A 20,359-nucleotide genomic window follows, 5' to 3' on the forward strand; every position below is an offset into this window, starting at 1 on the left:
CCCGCTTGAGGCCGAGCCGGCGCGATGGCATGACGGGGAAAATCTCCCCAAAGGTCCAGCATGAGCAGCGCAAAACACGTCATCGTCATCGGCGCCGGCATCATCGGCGCATCGATCGCCTGGCATCTGACGAAGGCCGGCGCGCGGGTGACGGTCGTCTCGACAAGCGGCGCCGGTGGTGTCGCGACGCCCAATTCCTTCGCCTGGATCAATGCAAGCTGGGGCAACCCGGAAACCTATTTCCGGCTGCGCATCCGCGCCATGGCCGAATGGAATCGGCTGGCGAAGGACTTGCCAGGATTGCCGCTTGCCTGGTGCGGCGGCCTGTGCTGGGACCTGCCGGCGGACAGGCTCGAAGCCTATGCGGCCGAGCATTCGTCCTGGGGCTACGGCATCGAGCGCGTCGACGCCAAGCAGGCGGCGCGCATCGAGCCCAATCTGGCGGAGATTCCCGATTTTGCGCTTTATGTCGCCAAGGAAGGCGTGGCGGAGCCGGTCGCGGCAACAAAGGCATTGCTGGCCGACGCTGAAGGACGCGGCGCGCGGATCATCATGGGAACCGTCGATAAGCTGGCGCTGACGAACGGCAAAGTCACGGCCGCCGTGGTCTCGGGTGAAACCATCGCCGCCGACGAGGTGGTGATCGCCGCCGGCGCCGGCGCGCCGGCGATCGCCGCGACGGCCGGCATCGAGCTGCCGATCGAGACCCCGCCCGGCCTGATCGTGCATTCGCGCCCGCACAAGAGGTTGCTCAACGGACTGGTGCTGGCCGAGACGCTGCATATGCGCCAGACGGCCGAGGGTCGCATCATCGCCGGCTCGGATTTCGGCGGCGGCGATCCAAGCGATAATCCCGAGGCCGCCGCGCGCGAGTTGCTTGCAACGATGCAGGCGATGCTGCGCGGCGCCGATGGGCTGGAGTACGACTTCCACACAGTCGGCTACAGGCCTACCCCGATCGACGGGTTTCCGATCGTCAGCCGCGCCGAGGGCGTCGGCGGCCTCTATATCGCGGTCACGCATTCCGGCATCACGCTGGCACCCGCCGTGGGATTGTTTGCGGCCCGCGAAATCCTCGACGGCGAGCGCGATGCGTTGCTCGCGCCTTACACTCTGTCGCGTTTCGCTCAGTAGTCCGGAGGGCGGCGAAAGCCGCCGGCGAACGGCTCGATCGCCGCCGCGATGCCGAGCAGCCGCGCCTCCGACCAGTGCCGCCCGACGAGCTGCAGGCCGATGGGCAAGCCGTTGCCGTCCTGCCCGCAAGGGAATGCGAGCGCCGGATGGCCGGAATAGTCGAAGACCGCGCCATAGGCCGGCAGCATCCAATAGCTCTCTTCCTTGCCGTTGACCTTGAGCGGGCTGCCGGGCTTGCAGTGAGGAAAGGCCGTGGTCATCGCGACCGGGCAGAGCAAGGCGTCGCAGTCTTCGAAGAAGCGCTCCCAGGCGAGGATCGACCGGTCGCGGCGGGCAAGTGCGGCGAACCAGCGCGACACCGGCGTCGGCTCAGCCGGCGGTTCCGGCTGCGCCGCCTCCAGCATCATGCCGATCAACTTGCCACCCTCGGCGAGGTCGTCATGCAGGTCGAGCTTCGGCAGTCTTGCTTGCTCGACGTGCCCGCCGACGGAGGCGAGCGCGGCGGCCAATTGCTCGATCGCGGCGTTGATCTCGGCGGCCACCGGAAAGCCGGGGAAGGCGCCAGCGAAGGCAATGCGCAGCGATTTCAGCTCGAGCTTCGGCATCGGATCAACCGGCAACGGCGCCAGATCGGTGTCGGCTCCGTCCGGACCGGCAATGATCCGATAGATCAGCGCCAGGTCCTCCGGATTGCGAGCAACCGGCCCGACGCAGGACATCAAGCGGACGCTGCGCGGAGCGCCGCCCGGATCGGGAAAAGCGCCGGCCAGCGAGATGCGATGCTCGGTCGGCTTCAGGCCATAGACGCCGCAGAAGCTGGCCGGCAGGCGGATGGAGTCCTGCATGTCGGTGCCGATCTCGAACGGCGTCATGCCTGTTGCAACCGCCGCCGCGGCGCCACCGCTGGAACCGCCGGCCGTGCGATCGACGTTCCATGGATTGCCGGTGCGGCCGAACAATGGATTGTCCGACTGCCAGTCGCCCAGCATGGTGGCGACATTGGTTTTGCCGACCAGCACGCCGCCGGCCGCTTTCAGCCGTGCCACGACGGAGCTGTCGCTCCTCGGCACATAGTCGGCAAAGGGCGGGAAGCCGACGGTGGTCCTCATGCCTGCCGTCTCGTGCGCATCCTTCAAGGTGAATGGCACGCCGTGCAGCGGGCCGAGCGTGTCGCTGCGCGCCAGCGCCACATCGGCTTGCCTGGCTCGCTCGCGCGCGCCTTCGCGGTCGAAGATGACGACGGCGTTCACCGCTTCGTTGTGCCGGTCGATCTGCGCCAGATGCGCATCGAGCGCCTCGGCCGCCGAAATTTTGCGCTCGGCGATCATGGCCGCGAGTTCGGTGGCGGAGGTGAAGGCAAGGTTCATGACGAGTGCTCCGGCTGGGCAGCGGCGCGTGTCCTACAAGATGGCGGACCGCGACGTAGCTTCAAGCCGAGTTCAGCATCGGGAGGACGGCGGTGCTTGATCGAAATTGCGGTTCAGCCCGCCAGCGCCAGCGGGGCCGCCGCCGGCGCGAACGGCCGGATGCTGGTGCCGCCCCTCGTCATGGTGACGAAGCTCGACGGCGGGATCGCCTGCCAGTCGCCGCCGTCGCGGTCGAACGGTTCCGAGACGAGGCAGCGGCCGGGGCGCGTGGCGAAGGCGCCGGTATAAAGCGTCGGCGCATGATCGTCGGTGGCGTAACGCACGGCGTAGAGCGCTTCGCCATCGGAAAAGGCCGCCGTCAGCTTCAGGGACGGCTCGATGCCGGCGCGGCGCGAAGCCTCGACGACGCGGCCGGTCGCGCGCGATACGGCACCCTGCGGGTCCGTCGATAGCCCCTGGTCGATCATCAGCAGGAAGAAGAGCTCGGAGTCGGTGGTGCCCTCGCGCTGGTCGAAGACTTCGTCGGTAAGCGAATTCTCAAGCGTGCGGCGGATCTTCTCGAAGCCACCGATCTGGCCGTTATGCATGAACGACCAGCGGCCGGAGACGAAGGGGTGGCAGTTCATCCGGCTGGTGGCGCCGCCGGTCGAGGCGCGCACATGGGCGAGGAACAGGCCGGATTTGATCTGGCGGCACAGGCTTTTCAGATTGGGATCCGACCAGGCCGGCAGGATGTCGCGATAGAGGCCGGGCTCCGGTCGGTCGCCATACCAGGCGAGGCCGAAGCCGTCGCCATTGGTCGGCGACTTGGCTTCCTGGGCGCAGTGGCTTTGGGCGATCAGCGAATGGCAGGGCGCGGTGATGATGTCTTCGAGGAAGACTGATTCACCAAGATAGGCCGCCCACCGGCACATCGCTTCCCACCATCTATCAGGCGCGGTCGATGAGAGCCGCCGGCTCCTTCACCGCGTGTGAACCTCTGTTGTTCGTGCGCTCGTAGAGCTCGCGAACGATTCGGCTCGCCGTAGTTTCGAACAGAAACGGCAAGAAAGCGTGAACGAGGGCGGCACCCGCTGCCATCGACAAGCGGGAACAGAACCAGGCGGCGAAGGCCATGTGGCCGAAATAAGTCTCGCCGACCTTGGCCGGGTGAGACGTGAAGAGCGCTGTGAGCCGTGTCGTCATGGTGATCCCTCCTGCCGGGATGAGCCCCGATAATGGGTATCCTGCCATGGGTCGAAGGTTCATCGGTCTCAAATTGTCCTTGAATTTCGGTACATATTGGGACATTCATCCCAATATGCCCTTCGAACTCGATGAAATTGATCGAAGATTACTGGCCGAGCTGCAGCGTGACGGCACGCTTTCCGTCGACCAGCTGTCTGACCGCGTGGCCTTGTCGCGCAATGCCTGCTGGCGGCGCGTCAAGCGACTGGAAGAGGACGGCATCATCACCGGGCGCGTGGCGCTGGTCGATGCCGACAAGCTTGGGCTCGGCCTTTCGGTGTTCATCCTGATCCGCACGTCAAATCACGACCCGGACTGGCTGCAGAAGTTCCGGGCGGCGGTGACCGGCTTTGCCGAGATCACCGGCGTCTACCGCATGTCCGGCGATCTCGATTATGTGCTGCGGGCCCGCGTCGCCGACGTTAAGGCCTATGACCGGCTCTACCAGCGGCTGATCGCCAAGGTGGCGCTGTCGGACGTCTCGGCTTCCTTCGTCATGGAAGAGATCAAGGAGACAACGGTGGTGCCGGTGGAGTTGCGCTGACACGGAACCGCATTGAAAGAAAGGCGTTGATAGCGTCGCGGCCGGGTTGACCGAATCGGTGCCCGCGTCGATAGGAATGGGCTCATGCGCACCGCTGTCTATCCTTCCTCCGTCATCGGCCCCACCGTCGGTTTCGTCAGGCTTCCGCATGGCGAGGGCTTGCCGTTGCCTGCCTATGAAAGCGCGGGCGCTGCCGGCATGGACCTGCGCGCCGCGGTGCCGGAAGACCGGCCGCTGCTCATCCTGCCGGGAAAACGCGCGCTGGTGCCGACAGGTCTGATCCTGGAAATCCCCGAAGGCATGGAAGGCCAGGTGCGGCCGCGTTCCGGCCTCGCCTTCAAGCACGGGCTGACCGTCCTCAACACGCCCGGCACCGTCGACAGCGATTATCGCGGCGAGGTGAAGGTGCTGCTCGTCAATCTCGGCGACGAGGATTTCGCCGTGACGCGCGGCATGCGGATCGCGCAGATCGTCTTTGCCGCGATGACGCAGGTAGCCGGCGAGGAGCGCTCGCTCGCCGGCGGCACGGCACGCGGCGCCGGCGGTTTCGGGTCGACTGGCACCGCTTGAATGCAAGTTCCAAAGCTGGTCATCTTCGACTGCGACGGGGTTCTGGTCGACACCGAGAACCTTGCCAACCGGCGTCTGGCCGAATGGCTGACCGCCGCCGGCTTCCAAACCACATTCGAATATTGCCGCAAGAACTTCTCGGGCCGCAGCATGGCCTCGGTGCAGAAAGAGATCGAAGCGGCGACCGAGATCCGGCTCGGCACCGACTTCGTCGATCGCTGGAACGCCGGCCTGCCGGACCTGTTCGCGCATGGCGTCGAGGCGATCCCCTATGTCCGCGACTTCGTCGAGAAGGTGCGGGCCGCCGGCATCGCCTATTGCGTCGCCTCGTCGGCGCGGGTCTCGAAAATGCATATCACGCTCGGGCAGACCGGGCTGCTGCCGCTGTTCGAGCACGCCATGTTCTCCTCGATCATGGTCGGGCGCGGTAAGCCGTTCCCCGACCTCTTCCTGCACGCGGCCGCGACGATGGGCTTCGCGCCGGCCGATTGCATCGTCATCGAGGACAGCGTCGCAGGCACCTTGGCCGGCATTGCCGCCGGCATGCGCGTGTTCTCCTATCATGCGGATCCTTTCTCGGACCCTGAGGGCCTGGCGGAAGCCGGCGGCGTCCTGTTCGACGACATGCGCAATCTGGCAGAATTGGTGCCGATCCACTGATCTGATTTCGGCCCCGCTGTGCGTTTCAAAGGTCCGTGCTAGCGTGCGCCCCGGAGCATGATACCGAAAAGTGTGGAGCGGTTTTCGAACGACATCATGCTCTACCTCTTTAATTGAGGGCCGGATTCAGATCTCAGGTCGACTCGACCTGAAATCATCCGGCTCTAGGGGGTGCCACGCCATGATTTCCAGTCTGTTTCGAATTGGCCTTGCCTGGCTGCTGCTACCGTGGGTGTGCGCAATGGCACTTGCGGACGCGACCAACTTTCCCGAGCTGGTCAGTCCCATTCCCGGCCATCACGACGTTACCTATCTCGACCTTGCCAGGATGGTCTTTCCCGATCTGACGGCAGGCGCCAACGGCTTCTACGACGGCACCGTGCCGATCGAGATGCGCCATATCGAGGGCCCGGACAGCGGCGGCTCGCCGCCTGCGACCACCAGCCTGTCCAATGCCGAAGTGCTCGCCATCAAGGCCGCTGGCAAGGACCGGTTGGCGATGCTTTACGATCTTGGGTACGGCTCCGACAGCGCCGAGGGCTTTGCCGTTCTGGCTCTCTACGACGTAACGGGCAAGCCGAGGCTGCTCGATGCCGTGAATGTCGCCGTCGACAGGAGCACCTCTTTTCGCGAGCCCGGCAAAGTCTCGATCGCCGCTGGCGACGATGCCATCGTCACCATGAGCACGCATTTCAATTCGAACCAGGGCTATGTCGGCACGATGCTGATCATGGTCCGCAACGACCGCTTCTACCTGATCGACGCGATCTATACGTTCGACGAAAATTATTGCGCCTACCGGCGCACGCAAAACCTGGCCGTCCGGAGCCTTGGTGGTCACAAGGCTTATGCGCCCATCAAGACCACAGTGACGGACGCGACGGTGCCGAGCGAGGAAAGCTGCGACGAGGCGCCGCCAAAGGCTACCTCTCATGACATTTCCGTCACCTATCATTGGGACAAGGCCAAGTCGCGCTACGTCAAGAATTCCGACGCCTTCGAGAAATTGTCAGCAGAAAACGCCAAGCGCTTCTGAGCCGAACGCATTCGTTTGCCCGACCCGGGCGGGCGCGATAAATTCCTCGCACAACCCCGATCATGATTGAGGACCCGCCATGGACAAGGGCAAGATTTTTCGCGATCTGCACGCCTCTACCTTCGTCATCCCCAATCCCTGGGATATCGGCACGACCAAGCTTCTGACCTCCTTCGGCTTCAAGGCGCTGGCCACGACCAGCGCCGGCTTCGCCTTCTCGCGCGGCCTGCCTGACGGCGCCGTGACGTTCGAGGCCATGATCCACCATTGCCGCGAGGTGACGGCGGCGACAGACCTGCCGGTTTCCGCCGACCTCGAACGCGGCAAGGGCGACAGCCCCGATCGGGCCGCCGAAACCATCTTCGCGGCCGAAGCCGCAGGCCTTGCCGGCTGCTCTATCGAGGATCACACCGGCGACCCCGACAATCCGATCTATGATTTCTCGCATGCCGTCGAACGCGTCGCCGCGGCCGTCGAGGCGGCGCGGGCGCTGAAGCACGATTTCGTCTTCACCGCGCGGGCCGAGAATTTCCTGTGGGGCAAGACCGATCTCGACGACACGATCAAGCGGCTGCAGGCCTTCGAGAAGGCCGGCGCGGACGTGCTCTATGCGCCGGGCCTCAGCGACGTCGACACGGTGCGGGCGGTGTGCTCGGCAGTGACGAAGCCGGTCAATGTCATGGCACGGCCCGGCTTCACCATCGCCGACCTTGCCGCGGCCGGCGTCAAACGCGTTTCGCTCGGGCCATGGCTGACGAATTTCGCCTATGGCATGCTGGAAACCGCGGCACGCGAGATCCAGCAGGACGGCACCTTCGGCTTCACCCGCGCAGCGATGCCGTTCGGCAAGCTGCAGGCGCTGTTCCGCGAGGGCGGTACCGAGTAGGTCTAGGCGCGCTCGCGCGCGGACACTGCCTTGTGCAGATGCACCATCGTCGCGGCGGCAAAGAGCGGCGTCAGAAGGTTGAGCAGCGGCACCGCAAGGAAGGCGGCGATAACCAGTCCGGCCAGGAACACGGTGCCGGCATATTTACGGCGCAGCGCCTTGGCTCCAGCTTCGGGGCGGAAGCGCATGGCGGCGAATTCGAAGAATTCGCGTCCGAGCAGATAGCCGTTGACGATGAAGAAGGCTGCGATGTTGATACCCGGCACCAGGAGCAGCAGCAGGGCGACGACGTTGCCGAGGATGACGACGCCGAAGAATTTTGTCGCCAGCACCAGCGATTGCAGCGCCGGCACGGCGCGGCCGGGGGGATCGCCGGGATAGTCGGTGCGCTCGACGACCTCGGCAACGTCGTCGAGGAACAGGCCGGCGATGATCGCCGTCACCGGGGCGATGAGCAGCGCCATCCCTACGGCCAGGACGATGCCGGCGATGATCGCGGTGAGCCATCCGGCCCAGGACGGCAGGCCGGGCACAAATGTCTGCAGCCACGGCCACGCCAGCCATTCGAGCAGACTCTCGATACCGAACCAAAGCGCCACTAGCGCCAGCAGTGTCAAGCCAAGCGTCTTCAGGAAGACGGAGCGAAATTCGGGCGAGAACAGCCGGCTGGCGGCGGCGCGGGCGACGTCAAGGATCACAGCGTCTTCAACCCCCTCATCCAGAAAGACGCTTCCGAGATAGGCAGGGTTGGCGCAAGGCGCAACTATCGCGCAAACCTGGCCTGCCTCGCCGGAATGGTCATGGCAGCAACGCCGACGACGACAAAGGCCATGCCAAGCCAAGCCGTCGGCCCAAGGCTTTCACCGAGGAAGACGGCGCCGATGCCGACGCCGATCGGCACGCGCAAATAGGCCTGCGAGGTGGTGCCGACCGAGCCCAGCGTGTGGATGAGCCGGAAGAAGATCGAGAAGGCAAGCGCGGTCGAGAAGACAGAAAGCCCGAAGAGAGCCAGGATCGATGCCGTCGATGGCGTCAATGTCCAGGGCCGGTCGAAGATGAGGCTCAACGGTATCAGGATCGCGGCGCCGCAGATCATCGAGCCGGCGGCCGGAACCATGGGATCCAGGCCTCTGAAGTTTCGGCCAAAGATGGCGGCGCCGGCATAGCAGACGGTGGCGGCGACGACAGCGAGCTGCGCCCAGAGCTGATGTCCGATGCCGCCAAGCGCCTCGGTGCCGACGATGAGACAGATGCCGGCGATGCCGGCGCCGACGCCCACCAGCTTGCGCACGGTCACCGGCTCATGGCGCGTGATCAGCGCGGTCAGCAGGAAGGTGAAGATCGGCGAGGTCGCGTTGAGGATGGTGGCAAGGCCGGCGTCGATGGAACGTTCGGCGGCGGCGATCAGCGTGAACGGGATGACGCTGTTGAGGCAGGCCTGGAACATGAAGCGGCGCCAGTTGAGCGCATCCCGTGGCATGGCGAGGCCGCGCCAGCGGATGAGGCCAAGCAGAATGCCGCCCGCGATCAGCGTGCGCCCGGCGATGAAGGTCACCGGCGGGATCGTCTCGACGCCGATCTTGATGAAGGTGTAGGAGGCACCCCACAACACCGCCAGCAGGCCAAGCAGCGCCAGTTCGGTCGTCATCGCGGTCTTTTCGGACATGGTCGTTTCGCGCCTTGTTTTCGATGGTCCGCTTCTAGCTCATACCGCGGCGGAGACGTTTCGATCGCGATCCAACCATAGCCGCCGTCGCCGGTATCGATATGGTCCAGTTCGACGCGATGGCTGCCGCAGCAGCCAATCATGACCGATCGGAAGTCGGCGAAGCGGAACCCAGTGCCGATTTTCGGGGTAGGCAAAGCGGCTGCGAGCCGCTAGACCCGCGCCCGGCCGGCATGGCAGAAAGCCGGTGGCTCGTTGGCGGAGACATTGATGCCGGAATATGACGTGCTTTGCATCGGCAATGCCATTGTCGACATCATCGCGCAGTGCGACGAGGCCTTTCTCGAAACCAACGGCATCATCAAGGGCGCGATGAACCTCATCGACACCCGGCGCGCCGAGCTGCTCTACAGCCGCATGGGACCGGCGATCGAGGCTTCGGGCGGCAGCGCCGGCAACACGGCGGCGGGCGTGGCGAGCTTTGGCGGCCGCGCCGCCTTTTTCGGCAAGGTGTCGAACGATGCGCTCGGCGACATCTACACCCACGATATCCATGCCCAGGGCGTGGCCTTCGACACCAAGCCGCTCCACGGCGAGCCGCCGACGGCACGCTCGATGATCTTCGTCACGCCGGACGGCGAGCGCTCGATGAACACCTATCTCGGCGCCTGCGTCGAGCTCGGACCGGAAGACGTCGAGGCCGACAAGGCCGCCGGAGCCAAGGTCACCTATTTCGAGGGTTACCTGTGGGACCCGCCGCGCGCCAAGGAAGCCATCCGGCAGACAGCGAGGCTGGCGCACGCCGCCGGCCGCGAAGTCTCAATGACGCTGTCCGATTCCTTCTGCGTCGACCGCTACCGCGACGAGTTCCTCGAGCTGATGAGGTCGGGCACGGTCGACATCGTCTTCGCCAACAGCCATGAGATCAAGTCGCTCTACCAGACCGCTTCCTTCGAGGAAGCGCTGGCGGCGATACGCAAGGATTGCAAGATCGCCGCCGTAACCCGCTCGGAAAAAGGCTCGGTGATCGTGCGCGGCGACGAGACCGTCGCCATCAAGGCGACCACCATCAGCGAACTGGTCGACACCACCGGCGCCGGCGACCTCTATGCCGCCGGCTTCCTCTACGGCTACACGACCGGCCGCAGCCTTCAGGATTGCGGCGACCTCGGCTCGCTGGCGGCCGGGCTGGTGATCCAGCAGATCGGCCCGCGGCCGCGCCAGAATCTGCGCCGCGAGGCGGAACAGGCAGGGCTGCTTTAGCCCCTCTTACCTCTCCCCCTGTGGGGTGAGAAGCGGTCCGCGTTAGCGGACGAAAAGCCAATTGCTTGGCTTTTCGAGCTTCGAACGCCCTGAGCCTGCGAAGGGCCGGTGGTGGGCGCTCCACCCCCGGCCGGGTCCCCGCTGCTTCGCAGCGTCCCGGCGTTCGCCGGCCTTTCATCGTGCCACTGGTACGATGAATTCGCTTCGCGAACCGGCTGCTCACCCCACAAGGGGAGAAGGAAGAGCGGCATTTGTCGCGCCGCTGTCATAGATCGCTCCTACAGGCATAGTGGGCGTTTCGCGACTGACATTTCGGGACGTCCGTAGCAGTTGGGGTGCCACATGCAAGACAGCAACCTTTACGGTCGCTGCGTCTGTCGTCATTGCGATTGCCGCTTTCCGTTATAGGCGTTCAAGAACCGCCGCGGCTGGGGAGGAGAGCGCGGCGCGCAAGACAGATGATGACCAGATTTCAGAATCCGCCTGAGGGAATTTCGCAAGAGGCCTTGGCCGGGCTGGTGGCCGAGGCGGTGCAGCAGGCGTTGATGCAGCATGGCGTGCTGCTGGATGCGGAAGCCCTGGTTTGCGCCAGCGCGATTGCCGGCAGCGTTGCCGCTGCCCTTCCCTTCCTGCCGCAGGTGCAGCGGCTCGCAATCACCTCCCTCAAAGGCGGCTGGACGGAGCTAACGTCCGAGCTTTTCCGCGCGATGGCGGAAAGGATCGCAGGCGCCGACCAGGCCGGCGCCGAGAGCGCGGACGAAAGCCCGACCATAGGATTTGCCAAGCCTGCCGCCCGGCCTCTGGCCGGGCGAGCTTCCGAGCTCCAGTCGATGCTCATCGAAGACTGGGCCGGCGAGGTTGCGGGCTCGACCTATCTCGAAGAGAAATTCCGCATCCCCCGCTCGACCCTGCACCGCTGGCAAAGGCGCGGCGAGGTCGTTGCGCTTCGCAAAGGCGGCCGCAAGCATGTCTTCCCGCTCGCCCAGTTCGTCGACGGCCGGCCGGCCCCGGGCATAAGCGAGGTATTGGCGGCGATCACCCATCCGAGGCTGGCCTGGTTCTGGCTGACCCGCCCGTCCGCCGAACTCGGTGGTCGTATTCCTATCGAGATGCTGCGCGAAGACATGATCGAGGATGTGGTCCGCGTTGCGCGCAGCTTGTCCTGACCCTCATTTTTTAATGTGCCTTCCCGCCCTTCAGCGTAGGTTGTTCAAAATATTAGCCGACTATCTTGTTGTTATGAAATTGTAATACTGGCACATTTGGCACATTGCCCAGGTCAAATTCCCGTCTCTAACGTATATATTGTGCAATATGTGCCATTCTTTCAGATATGTGACGTGATATTTGCGCAACAAGACTTTTATAAGCACCCAAAGGCCGCTTTTAAGACACAATCACTGTTGTGAACGACTGCCGATTGGGCCATGTCGAGGACGAAGAAGCGGCGCCGGTGCGCGACTTTTTCAACGATGGGGACGGGGGTGGCAAAAGCCGGATGGCTTGTCAGGCCTGTCTTGAACCTTTGACTGGAGATTCAAGAAAATGAACATCAAGAGCCTTCTACTCGGCTCCGCTGCGGCCCTGATCGCAGTTTCGGGCGCCCGCGCCGCCGACGCGGTCACCGTCGCCGAGCCGGAACCGGCCGAATACGTCAAGATCTGCGACGTCTACGGAGCCGGCTACTTCTACATCCCAGGCACCGAGACCTGCCTGCGCATCGGCGGCTATGTCCGCTATGACATCGGCCTCGGCGACGTCGGCTCGTTCGACGGCGCCAAGGCCAACGATCGTCAAGACGGCAGCGACAACAAAACGTGGAAGAAAAATGCCCGCTTCACGCTCAAGACCTGGACCGGCCAAGAAACCGAGCTCGGCACGTTGAAGACCTACACCGAGACCCGCTTCAACTTCGGCAATGGCTCTGGCGTGAGTGGTGGTCTTGTTACCGACAATCCGGCTGTCAATAAGACGCCTTCGCTTAAATTCGCCTGGATCCAGCTCGGTGGGCTCCGCGTCGGTAAGGACGAATCGGCGTTCGACACGTTCATCGGCTATGCCGGCAGCGTGATCCAGGACACGATCGTTCCCTATGGCGACTTCGACACCAATGTCGTCCAGTACTATTTCGACGCCGGCAACGGCTTCTCGGCCGTGGTCTCGCTGGAAGAGGGCTCGGGCACAGTCGGTACGATCGACAGCTATGTTCCGCATGTCGTCGGCGGCGTGAAGTACAAGCAGGACTGGGGCGCGATCACCGGTGTCGTCGCCTATGACAGCAACTACGAGGAAGTGGCCGGCAAGGTTCGTCTGGACGTCAAAGTCTCCGACGCGTTTTCGCTGTTCGGCATGTTCGGCTACGGCAACGACGGCAAGCTCAACGACGACGGCACGAACGTTATCGACGCTCATGGTCGCGGCTTCTACAAGCAGTGGGGTGGCAACTGGGCCTGGTGGGCCGGCGGCACCTACAAGTTCAACGAGAAGACCGCTTTCAACCTCCAGGTGTCGGGTGACGACGACAAGAACTATGGCGTGGCGGCGAACGTCGCCTATACCATGGTCCCCGGTTTCACGGTTACCGCCGAAGTCGACTACGATCACTACGGCAATTTCGATAGCCCCACCATCTACGGCAACTTTACCAAGGCCGACAAGAAAAACAGCGTCGGCGGCATCCTCCGCTTCCAGCGCTCGTTCTGATCGAATCCCTGCCCCTGAGAAAAAGCCCGCGGCACTGCCGCGGGCTTTTTTGTTGCAGCAACTGAGCAGAGGTCCCGGTAGGCCTATCAATTCCCCGCGGTATAGGCAGCGATCGCCGCCATGTTGACGATGTCACTGTCCTTGGCGTTGAGCGAGACGATCTGGACCGGCTTGTTCAGGCCGACCAGCAGCGGGCCGATGACCGTCGAGCCGCCGAGTTCCTGCAGCATCTTGGTCGAAATCGAGGCCGAGTGGAACGCCGGCATCACCAGCACATTGGCCGGGCCGGTGAGCCGGATGAACGGATATTGCGCCATGGCGCGCGGGTTCAGCGCCACGTCGGCGGCCATTTCGCCGTCATATTCGAAATCGACGCGGCGCTTATCGAGGATGCGCACCGCCTCCTGTATCCGCTCCGAGCGCTCGCCCTGCGGGTGGCCGAAGGTGGAATAGGCGAGCATGGCGAGCCTGGGCTCATAGCCCATACGGCGGGCAAAGCCGGCGGCCTCCTCGGCGATGTCGGCGATCTGCTCGGCATTGGGCATGTCGTGCACGGCGGTGTCGGCGATCATCACGGTGCGGCCGCGCGCGAGCACGATCGAGGCGCCGATGACGCGGTGGCCGGGCTTGGCGTCGATGACGCGGCGCACATCGTCGAGCGCGGTGGAATAGTTGCGGGTCACGCCGGTGACGATGCCGTCGGCATCGCCAAGTGCCACCATGCAGGCGGCGAAATGGTTGCGGTCGTTGTTGATCAGGCGCTGGCAGTCGCGGAACAGGTAGCCTTTCCGCTGCATGCGTTCGTAGAGATAGTCGGTGTAGATCGAGTTGCGGCGCGACAGCCTGGCGTTGATGATCTCGAGCCCCTGCTTGTTGAGGTCGATGCCGGCGTTGCGGGCGTTCTCCTTGATGACGTCGTCGCGGCCGAGCAGGATCGCGGTGCCGAGCTTCTGGTTCACATAGGAGACGGCAGCGCGCATCACCTGCTCCTCCTCGCCCTCGGCGAAGACGATGCGCTTGGGCTGGCGGCGGACGCGGTCGTAGATGCGCTGCAGCGTGGACGCGATCGGATCGCGGCGCGCGGAAAGCTCCTGTGCGTAGCGGTCGAGGTCGAGGATTGGCTTGCGGGCAACGCCAGAGTCCATCGCGGCCTTGGCAACCGCGAGCGGGATGGCCGAAATCAGGCGCGGATCGAACGGCACCGGAATGATATAGCTGGGGCCGAATTTCGGCCGGTTGCCCTGATAGGCGGCGGCGACGTCGTCGGGCACATCCTGGCGCGCCAGCTCGGCCAGCGCGCGTGCGGCGGCGATCTTCATCTCGTCATTGATGGTGGTGGCCCTCACATCCAGCGCGCCGCGGAAGATGTAGGGGAAGCCGAGCACGTTGTTGACCTGGTTCGGATAGTCCGAGCGGCCGGTGGCCATGATGGCGTCGGTGCGGATCTCGCCCACTTCCTCGGGCGTGATTTCCGGATCTGGATTGGCCATGGCGAAGATGATCGGGTTCTTGGCCATCGACTGCACCATGGCGGGGGTCAGCGCGCCCTTGGCGGAAAGGCCGAGGAAAACGTCGGCGCCGTCAAGCGCTTCGGCGAGGCTGCGCGCCTCGGTCTTGACCGCATGCGCCGACTTCCACTGGTTCATGCCTTCGGTGCGTCCCTGGAAGACCACGCCCTTGGTGTCGCACAGGATGATGTTTTCCGGCGCGAAGCCCATCGCCTTCATCAATTCGATGCAGGCGATGCCAGCGGCGCCCGCGCCGTTGCAGACCATCTTCGTCGTCTTCAAGTCGCGACCGGTGATCTCCAGCGCGTTGATCAGCCCGGCGGACGAGATAATGGCGGTGCCGTGCTGGTCGTCATGGAAGACGGGGATGTCCATCAATTCGCGCAGGCGCTGCTCGATTATGAAGCATTCCGGCGCCTTGATGTCCTCGAGATTGATGCCGCCGAAGGAGGGGCCAAGGAAGCGCACGCAGTTGATGAACTCGTCGGCATCCTCGGTCGCCACTTCGAGGTCGATGGAATCGACATCGGCGAAGCGCTTGAACAGCACCGCCTTGCCTTCCATGACCGGCTTCGAGGCCAGCGCACCGAGATTGCCGAGGCCGAGGATGGCGGTGCCGTTGGAGATGACGGCGACCATGTTGCCGCGCGCGGTGTAGTCGAAGGCACGGCTCGGGTCTTCCGCGATGGCGCGGACGGGAACCGCGACGCCCGGCGAATAGGCGAGGCTGAGATCGCGCTGCGTGGCCATCGGCTTGGTGGCAACGATCTCCAGCTTGCCGGGCCGCCCCATGGCATGGAATTCGAGCGCCTCCTGCGCGCTGACGGAGGGACCGCTGCTTTCGGTTTTCCTGGCCATGATGCTTTCGATTTCCTCGCCTTGCGGCACCACTTCGATGGGTGCTTGCTTATGGATTCCCGGATTAAGGCTACACGCGGCTGCTGTAAACCGACAAGCCGGGCAAAGCTGCTTCGACGCGGAAAACCCCGGCTTTGCTGAGGCCCGATTGGCGACCGGCTGGCAGTATGGCTCGCGGTTTCCCCTGCTTTTCGAGCACCCGGCATTAAACCCTACTGCCACATCTGCTAGCGTTCCGGCATGAACATGCACATGCCGACCGATCCCGACGCCCAGGAAACGACGACGACGGCGCCCGCCACGGGCGGCGTCACGCCGATGATGGAGCAGTATATCGAGATCAAGGCGGCGAACCCGGATTCGCTGCTCTTCTATCGCATGGGCGATTTCTACGAGCTGTTCTTCGACGACGCCGAAAAGGCGAGCCAGGCGCTCGGCATCGTCCTCACCCGGCGCGGCAAGCACCAGGGCCACGACATTCCGATGTGCGGCGTGCCGGTGCATGCGGCGGACGACTATCTGCAGAAGCTGATCGCGCAGGGTTTTCGCGTTGCCGTGTGCGAGCAGATCGAGGATCCGGCCGAAGCCAAGAAGCGCGGCTCGAAATCGGTGGTGCGGCGCGACGTGGTGCGGCTGGTCACACCCGGCACCATCACCGAGGACAAGCTGCTCGCGCCCTCCGAATCGAGCTTCCTGATGGCGCTGGGGCGGGTGAAGGGCGGCAATGCGGCCAGCCAGGGCAGTTTCGCGCTCGCCTGGATCGACATTTCGACGGGCGCGTTCCGGGTGGCCGAGACGACGGCGGAGCGACTGCTCGCCGACATCTTCCGCGTCGATCCGCGCGAACTGATCGTCGCCGAGCCGGTCTTCCACGACCCGGAGTTGCGGCCGGTCTTCGATCTGCTTGGCCGGATCGCCAACCCGCAGCCGCCCTCGCTGTTCGATTCGGCATCGGCGACGGGCCGCATCGCCCGTTTCTTCGAGGTGGCGACGCCCGACAGTTTTGGCACCTTCTCGCGCGCCGAGCTGTCGGCGATCTCGGGTACCATCGCCTATGTCGAGAAGACGCAGAAGGCCGAGCGGCCGCCATTGTCGCGCCCCGAGCGCGAGGAGAGCGGCTCGACGCTGTTCATCGACCCGGCGACGCGCGCCAACCTGGAACTCCTGCGCACGCTTTCAGGTAGCCGCGACGGCTCGCTGTTCAAGGCGATCGACCGCACGGTGACCGGCGGCGGGGCGAGACTGCTCGCCGACCGGCTGATGGCGCCGCTGACCGATCCGGCGGCGATTTCCGCAAGGCTGGATTCGGTCTCGTTCTTTCGCGCCGAAACGCGGCTTTGCCAAGGATTGCGGGCAAGCCTCAAAAGCGTCGCCGACATGCCGAGAGCGCTGTCGCGGCTGGCGCTCAACCGCGGCGGCCCGCGCGACCTCGGCGCGCTGCGCGCCGGCTTCGAAGCGGCAGGCGCGATCGCTGCGCTGTTCGCGACGACGGTGCTGCCGGCCGAGCTGGCCGCGGCGCTCTCGGCCATCAATGCCTTGCCCGAGGCGCTCGCCCGCCACCTCAGCGAAGCGCTCGACGACGAATTACCGCTCATCAAGCGCGACGGCGGCTTCGTGCGCAGCGGCTATCATGCCGAGCTCGACGAGATGCGGGCGCTGCGCGACGAATCGCGAAAAGTGATCGCCGGGCTCGAGCGCTCGCTGATCGAGGAGACCGGCATCCGCTCGCTGAAGATCCGGCACAACAATGTGCTGGGCTACTATATCGAGGTCACCGCCAACCATCATGGCGTGATGACCGGCAGCGATGCGGCGAAGGCGCGCTTCATCCACCGCCAGACCATGGCCAACGCCATGCGCTTCACCACGACGGAACTGGCGGAGCTGGAATCGAAGATCGCCAATGCCGCCGACCGGGCGCTCAGCATCGAGCTCGCCGCTTTCGACCGGCTGACGGCCGAGGCGGTCGGCGAGGCCGACAGCATCCGCGCCGGCGCCGACGCGCTCGCCATGCTCGACGTGTCGTCGGCGCTGGCGCTGCTTTCCGAAAGCGAGGGCTGGTGCCGGCCGGCGGTCGATTCCAGCCTCGCCTTCGAGATATCCGGCGGTCGGCATCCGGTCGTCGAACAGGCGCTCAGGCGTTCCGGCGAGGGCCCGTTCGTCGCCAATGACTGCAATCTCTCGCCGGAAGGCGGCGCCAAGACCGGCGCGATCTGGCTGCTCACCGGCCCGAACATGGGCGGCAAGTCGACCTTCCTGAGGCAAAACGCGCTGATCGCCATCCTTGCCCAGACCGGCTCCTTCGTGCCGGCGCAGAGCGCCCATATCGGAGTCGTCGACCGCCTGTTCTCGCGCGTCGGCGCCTCGGACGATCTCGCGCGCGGCCGCTCGACCTTCATGGTCGAGATGGTCGAGACGGCGGCGATCCTCAACCAGGCGGGCGAGCGGGCGCTCGTCATCCTCGACGAGATCGGCCGCGGCACCGCGACTTTCGACGGCCTGTCGATCGCCTGGGCGGCGGTGGAATACCTGCACGAGAAGAACCGCTGCCGTGCGATCTTCGCCACGCATTTCCACGAGATGACGGCGCTGGCCGGCAAGCTGCCGCGGCTTCACAACGTCACCATGCGGGTCAAGGAATGGGAAGGCGACGTCGTCTTCCTGCACGAGGTTGGCAAGGGTGCCGCCGACCGCTCCTACGGCGTGCAGGTGGCGCGGCTCGCCGGCCTGCCGGAAGCGGTGGTGGCGCGGGCCAAGGAGGTGCTGCACCAGCTCGAGGAAGGCGAGGTCTCGGGCAAGACCAACCGTCTGGTCGACGACCTGCCGCTGTTTTCTGTGGCGGTGAAGCGCGAAGCGCCGAAGCCGGCTAAGAACGACGCGCTGGGCGACGCACTTGGGGCGATCAATCCCGATGAGATGACGCCAAGGGAAGCGCTGGAGGCCCTCTATCGCCTGAAGGGTCTGGCGACAAGGCAATAGTACCTGCCCCGGTTGACTGATTGTACCGATCGGTACAATATCCGGCCTGCCAAATAAGGACAGGAGATTCTGATGAGCCGTCCGCCATTGCCGCCCTTCACGGCCGAAACGGCAGCGCAAAAGGCGCGCCTCGCGGAAGACGCCTGGAACAGCCGCGATCCGGAGCGGGTTTCGCTTGCCTATACCGAGGACAGCATCTGGCGAAACCGCGCCGAGTTCGTTTCAGGCCGCAGCGAGATCGTTGGCTTCCTGAAGCGCAAGTGGGCGCGCGAGCTGGACTATCGCCTGATCAAGGAGGTGTGGACCTGGAACGACAACCGCATCGCCGTGCGCTTCGCCTATGAATGGCACGACGACAGTGGCCACTGGTTCCGCTCCTACGGCAACGAGAACTGGGAGTTCGACGAAGCCGGCCTGATGCGGCGCCGCGTTGCCAGCATCAACGATCTGCCGATCGCTGAAAGCGAGCGGAAGTACCACTGGCCGCTCGGCCGCCGGCCGGACGACCATCCCGGCCTTTCGGAGCTGGGACTCTAGCGCGCATGCGGCGCATCGCGCCCGAGCGCGACCAATTGCTGGCGATTGTGGCCGAGGTTTTTCGCGAGCAAGGCTATGAAGGCGCCAGCCTGTCCTTGATCGGCGAGGCGACGGGGCTGGGCAAGGGAAGCCTCTACCACTTCTTTCCCGGCGGCAAGGAAGAGATGGCTCGAGCCGTCATCGACAACATCGACGGCTGGTTCGAGGAAAATGTCTTTGCGGCCTTGCGCGACAGCGCCGATCCACGGGCAGGGATCGAGCGGATGCTCGAGGCAACCGACAGCTACTTCCGCTCGGGGCGGCGGATTTGCCTTATCGGCGCCTTCGCGCTCGATGAATCCCGCGACCTCTTCGCCAGCCAGATCAGGGATTATTTCGGCCGCTGGGTCACGCATCTTGCCGATGCGCTGGCGCAATCCGGACACGGACCGGCCGAGGCAACGGAGCTTGCCGAGGAAACCGTCGCCGCTATCCAGGGTGCACTCACGCTTGCCCGCGCCGCCAATGACCTCGATGTATTTTCAAGGGCATTGCGGCGACTGCGGATGCGGCTTGGGGTACCCGCAAATATCTAGCCCCGGTTCCTACAAGGGTTCGAAGCGGAAGGCTGTTTCGGTTCGGGCAACGCGGCCGACGCCCGGTGAATCGAGATGCGCTCCCGCCACGCAATAAGCATTGTCAGCGGCAAGGGCCAATATCTGCAGCCTGCTCGCCCGCGCCTGCTCCTGGTCGGCGTCGAATTCCCATGCGACCTCCGGCCGATTGAACTGAAGCGACGGCACATGCACCAAGTCGCCCCAGACCAGCAATGTTTCGCCGTCGCCCGTGACACGAAAGCAGGTATGGCCGATTTCATGGCCCGGGGTGGCGATCGCCTCGATATTCGCGCTCAGGCGCTGTCCCGGGTCCAAAGGCCGTGCTCGACGATGGAACCGCTGCAACCTCGCCTCTGCCCGGAACATGTCGAGCTCTGGTCGGGGGACGAGAAGGCGGGAGAGTTGCGGGAAACCGTCCCGACCATCCGGAAGGATGAGCCCGTGGATATGGTCGAGATGGGTGTGGGTGAAGGTAACCGTGCGTATTCGATCGACGGCAATCTGCGCTTCGCCTAGCGCCTGCGGCAGAAACCCCATCGTCGGGTGCCAGGCGTTCGAGGATCCCGTGTCGATCAGCGTGATTTCGTGGCCGTCGTCGATGGCAAAGGCATTGACCGACAATCTGAGTGCGCCGTCGAAGAGCGGTACCTGCGGCGGGAGATCGGCGCCGAAAGGCTTGTTTCCCGGCTGGCGCAGTCTTCTGATTGGCATGTCGACATAACCGTCACGCAGCGATGTGACGGTTATGTCGCCGATTTTATAGGTTGTGTGATGCGGTCCCGCTGAGATTCGTTCCAACGCTTGCTCTCTTTTTACCGCAATTCC

19 protein-coding genes are annotated in these 20,359 nt (G+C 64.5%); 12 read left to right on the plus strand and 7 right to left on the minus strand.

The genetic code is table 11. The features are described from left to right. Positions 1–60 precede the first annotated feature (60 nt). On the plus strand, positions 61–1,134 hold the full coding sequence (locus tag RFN30_RS25455) for an NAD(P)/FAD-dependent oxidoreductase (RefSeq protein ID WP_320264823.1): 1,074 nt from the start codon (positions 61–63) through the stop codon (positions 1,132–1,134). Here the strand turns inward: RFN30_RS25455 and RFN30_RS25460 are convergent. The 3 genes from RFN30_RS25460 to RFN30_RS25470 all read right to left on the minus strand — a co-directional run bounded on the left by RFN30_RS25460 (position 1,128) and on the right by RFN30_RS25470 (position 3,686). Next, positions 1,128–2,501, minus strand: a complete 1,374-nt coding sequence (locus tag RFN30_RS25460; protein ID WP_320264824.1) for an amidase — start codon at positions 2,499–2,501, stop codon at positions 1,128–1,130. The genes RFN30_RS25455 and RFN30_RS25460 overlap by 7 nt on opposite strands. A gap of 113 nt (positions 2,502–2,614) precedes the next feature. Further along, complete coding sequence (locus RFN30_RS25465) at positions 2,615–3,415, minus strand: class II glutamine amidotransferase (protein WP_320264825.1); 801 nt, start codon at positions 3,413–3,415, stop codon at positions 2,615–2,617. A gap of 16 nt (positions 3,416–3,431) precedes the next feature. Then, positions 3,432–3,686, minus strand: a complete 255-nt coding sequence (locus RFN30_RS25470; RefSeq protein ID WP_320264826.1) for a DUF6356 family protein — start codon at positions 3,684–3,686, stop codon at positions 3,432–3,434. A 115-nt stretch (positions 3,687–3,801) separates the two neighbouring features. Between RFN30_RS25470 and RFN30_RS25475 the strand changes: the two genes are divergently transcribed. The 5 genes from RFN30_RS25475 (at position 3,802) to RFN30_RS25495 (ending at position 7,424) form a co-directional block, all read left to right on the plus strand. Continuing rightward, entirely contained in the window at positions 3,802–4,272 is a 471-nt protein-coding gene (locus RFN30_RS25475; protein WP_320264827.1) for an Lrp/AsnC family transcriptional regulator, read from the plus strand. A gap of 84 nt (positions 4,273–4,356) precedes the next feature. After that, the gene (gene dut, locus RFN30_RS25480; RefSeq protein WP_320264828.1) at positions 4,357–4,842 is read left to right on the plus strand and encodes a dUTP diphosphatase; all 486 of its coding nucleotides are present in this window, start codon (positions 4,357–4,359) and stop codon (positions 4,840–4,842) included. After that, entirely contained in the window at positions 4,843–5,502 is a 660-nt protein-coding gene (locus RFN30_RS25485) for an HAD family hydrolase (RefSeq protein WP_320264829.1), read from the plus strand. It begins immediately after the preceding gene. Positions 5,503–5,743: 241 nt separating this feature from the next. Further along, positions 5,744–6,538 carry a hypothetical protein gene (locus RFN30_RS25490; RefSeq protein ID WP_320264830.1) on the plus strand — a complete coding sequence of 265 codons (795 nt, stop codon included), beginning with the start codon at positions 5,744–5,746 and terminating at the stop codon, positions 6,536–6,538. A gap of 79 nt (positions 6,539–6,617) precedes the next feature. After that, positions 6,618–7,424, plus strand: coding sequence for an isocitrate lyase/PEP mutase family protein (locus RFN30_RS25495; RefSeq protein WP_320264831.1), 807 nt, complete (start codon positions 6,618–6,620; stop codon positions 7,422–7,424). Between the two features lie 2 nt (positions 7,425–7,426). Here the strand turns inward: RFN30_RS25495 and RFN30_RS25500 are convergent, their stop codons facing one another. Next, positions 7,427–8,122, minus strand: a complete 696-nt coding sequence (locus RFN30_RS25500; protein ID WP_320264832.1) for a sulfate transporter family protein — start codon at positions 8,120–8,122, stop codon at positions 7,427–7,429. Positions 8,123–8,187: 65 nt separating this feature from the next. Further along, the gene (locus tag RFN30_RS25505) at positions 8,188–9,090 is read right to left on the minus strand and encodes a DMT family transporter (RefSeq protein WP_320264833.1); all 903 of its coding nucleotides are present in this window, start codon (positions 9,088–9,090) and stop codon (positions 8,188–8,190) included. A gap of 270 nt (positions 9,091–9,360) precedes the next feature. Here RFN30_RS25505 and RFN30_RS25510 point away from each other — a divergent pair, with 270 nt between their 5' ends. From RFN30_RS25510 to RFN30_RS25520, 3 genes are all read left to right on the plus strand, one after another. Further along, positions 9,361–10,353 carry an adenosine kinase gene (locus tag RFN30_RS25510; RefSeq protein WP_320264834.1) on the plus strand — a complete coding sequence of 331 codons (993 nt, stop codon included), beginning with the start codon at positions 9,361–9,363 and terminating at the stop codon, positions 10,351–10,353. A 461-nt stretch (positions 10,354–10,814) separates the two neighbouring features. After that, the gene (locus RFN30_RS25515; protein WP_320264835.1) at positions 10,815–11,519 is read left to right on the plus strand and encodes an antitoxin Xre/MbcA/ParS-like domain-containing protein; all 705 of its coding nucleotides are present in this window, start codon (positions 10,815–10,817) and stop codon (positions 11,517–11,519) included. 379 nt (positions 11,520–11,898) lie between these two features. Continuing rightward, positions 11,899–13,056, plus strand: a complete 1,158-nt coding sequence (locus tag RFN30_RS25520; protein WP_320264836.1) for a porin — start codon at positions 11,899–11,901, stop codon at positions 13,054–13,056. A gap of 86 nt (positions 13,057–13,142) precedes the next feature. Here the strand turns inward: RFN30_RS25520 and RFN30_RS25525 are convergent, their stop codons facing one another. Next, a complete protein-coding gene (locus RFN30_RS25525) occupies positions 13,143–15,422 on the minus strand; it encodes an NADP-dependent malic enzyme (protein WP_320264837.1) in 2,280 nt (759 codons plus the stop codon). Positions 15,423–15,674: 252 nt separating this feature from the next. Here RFN30_RS25525 and mutS point away from each other — a divergent pair, with 252 nt between their 5' ends. The 3 genes from mutS (at position 15,675) to RFN30_RS25540 (ending at position 19,513) form a co-directional block, all read left to right on the plus strand. Next, entirely contained in the window at positions 15,675–18,401 is a 2,727-nt protein-coding gene (mutS, locus tag RFN30_RS25530; RefSeq protein WP_320264898.1) for a DNA mismatch repair protein MutS, read from the plus strand. Between the two features lie 72 nt (positions 18,402–18,473). Continuing rightward, positions 18,474–18,938: a nuclear transport factor 2 family protein gene (locus tag RFN30_RS25535; protein ID WP_320264838.1), complete on the plus strand. Its 465-nt coding sequence runs from the start codon at positions 18,474–18,476 to the stop codon at positions 18,936–18,938. Positions 18,939–18,943: 5 nt separating this feature from the next. Further along, on the plus strand, positions 18,944–19,513 hold the full coding sequence (locus RFN30_RS25540) for a TetR/AcrR family transcriptional regulator (protein ID WP_320264839.1): 570 nt from the start codon (positions 18,944–18,946) through the stop codon (positions 19,511–19,513). A 9-nt stretch (positions 19,514–19,522) separates the two neighbouring features. On the opposite strand, the gene RFN30_RS25545 is transcribed toward RFN30_RS25540, so the two are convergent. After that, positions 19,523–20,332, minus strand: coding sequence for an MBL fold metallo-hydrolase (locus RFN30_RS25545; protein WP_320264840.1), 810 nt, complete (start codon positions 20,330–20,332; stop codon positions 19,523–19,525). Positions 20,333–20,359: the final 27 nt, after the last annotated feature.

This window comes from Mesorhizobium dulcispinae (assembly GCF_033977345.1).
Classification (GTDB): Bacteria; Pseudomonadota; Alphaproteobacteria; order Rhizobiales; family Rhizobiaceae; genus Mesorhizobium; species Mesorhizobium dulcispinae.

What these genes read in the sequence shown, in the direction of transcription:
- RFN30_RS25455 (WP_320264823.1), top strand. Translation starts at nt 61, where the DNA reads ATGAGCAGCGCAAAACACGTCATCGTCATCGGCGCCGGCATCATCGGC.
- RFN30_RS25460 (WP_320264824.1), bottom strand. Translation starts at nt 2,501, where the DNA reads ATGAACCTTGCCTTCACCTCCGCCACCGAACTCGCGGCCATGATCGCC.
- RFN30_RS25465 (WP_320264825.1), bottom strand. Translation starts at nt 3,415, where the DNA reads ATGTGCCGGTGGGCGGCCTATCTTGGTGAATCAGTCTTCCTCGAAGAC.
- RFN30_RS25470 (WP_320264826.1), bottom strand. Translation starts at nt 3,686, where the DNA reads ATGACGACACGGCTCACAGCGCTCTTCACGTCTCACCCGGCCAAGGTC.
- RFN30_RS25475 (WP_320264827.1), top strand. Translation starts at nt 3,802, where the DNA reads ATGCCCTTCGAACTCGATGAAATTGATCGAAGATTACTGGCCGAGCTG.
- dut (WP_320264828.1), top strand. Translation starts at nt 4,357, where the DNA reads ATGCGCACCGCTGTCTATCCTTCCTCCGTCATCGGCCCCACCGTCGGT.
- RFN30_RS25485 (WP_320264829.1), top strand. Translation starts at nt 4,843, where the DNA reads ATGCAAGTTCCAAAGCTGGTCATCTTCGACTGCGACGGGGTTCTGGTC.
- RFN30_RS25490 (WP_320264830.1), top strand. Translation starts at nt 5,744, where the DNA reads ATGGCACTTGCGGACGCGACCAACTTTCCCGAGCTGGTCAGTCCCATT.
- RFN30_RS25495 (WP_320264831.1), top strand. Translation starts at nt 6,618, where the DNA reads ATGGACAAGGGCAAGATTTTTCGCGATCTGCACGCCTCTACCTTCGTC.
- RFN30_RS25505 (WP_320264833.1), bottom strand. Translation starts at nt 9,090, where the DNA reads ATGTCCGAAAAGACCGCGATGACGACCGAACTGGCGCTGCTTGGCCTG.
- RFN30_RS25510 (WP_320264834.1), top strand. Translation starts at nt 9,361, where the DNA reads ATGCCGGAATATGACGTGCTTTGCATCGGCAATGCCATTGTCGACATC.
- RFN30_RS25515 (WP_320264835.1), top strand. Translation starts at nt 10,815, where the DNA reads ATGACCAGATTTCAGAATCCGCCTGAGGGAATTTCGCAAGAGGCCTTG.
- RFN30_RS25520 (WP_320264836.1), top strand. Translation starts at nt 11,899, where the DNA reads ATGAACATCAAGAGCCTTCTACTCGGCTCCGCTGCGGCCCTGATCGCA.
- RFN30_RS25525 (WP_320264837.1), bottom strand. Translation starts at nt 15,422, where the DNA reads ATGGCCAGGAAAACCGAAAGCAGCGGTCCCTCCGTCAGCGCGCAGGAG.
- mutS (WP_320264898.1), top strand. Translation starts at nt 15,675, where the DNA reads ATGCCGACCGATCCCGACGCCCAGGAAACGACGACGACGGCGCCCGCC.
- RFN30_RS25535 (WP_320264838.1), top strand. Translation starts at nt 18,474, where the DNA reads ATGAGCCGTCCGCCATTGCCGCCCTTCACGGCCGAAACGGCAGCGCAA.
- RFN30_RS25540 (WP_320264839.1), top strand. Translation starts at nt 18,944, where the DNA reads ATGCGGCGCATCGCGCCCGAGCGCGACCAATTGCTGGCGATTGTGGCC.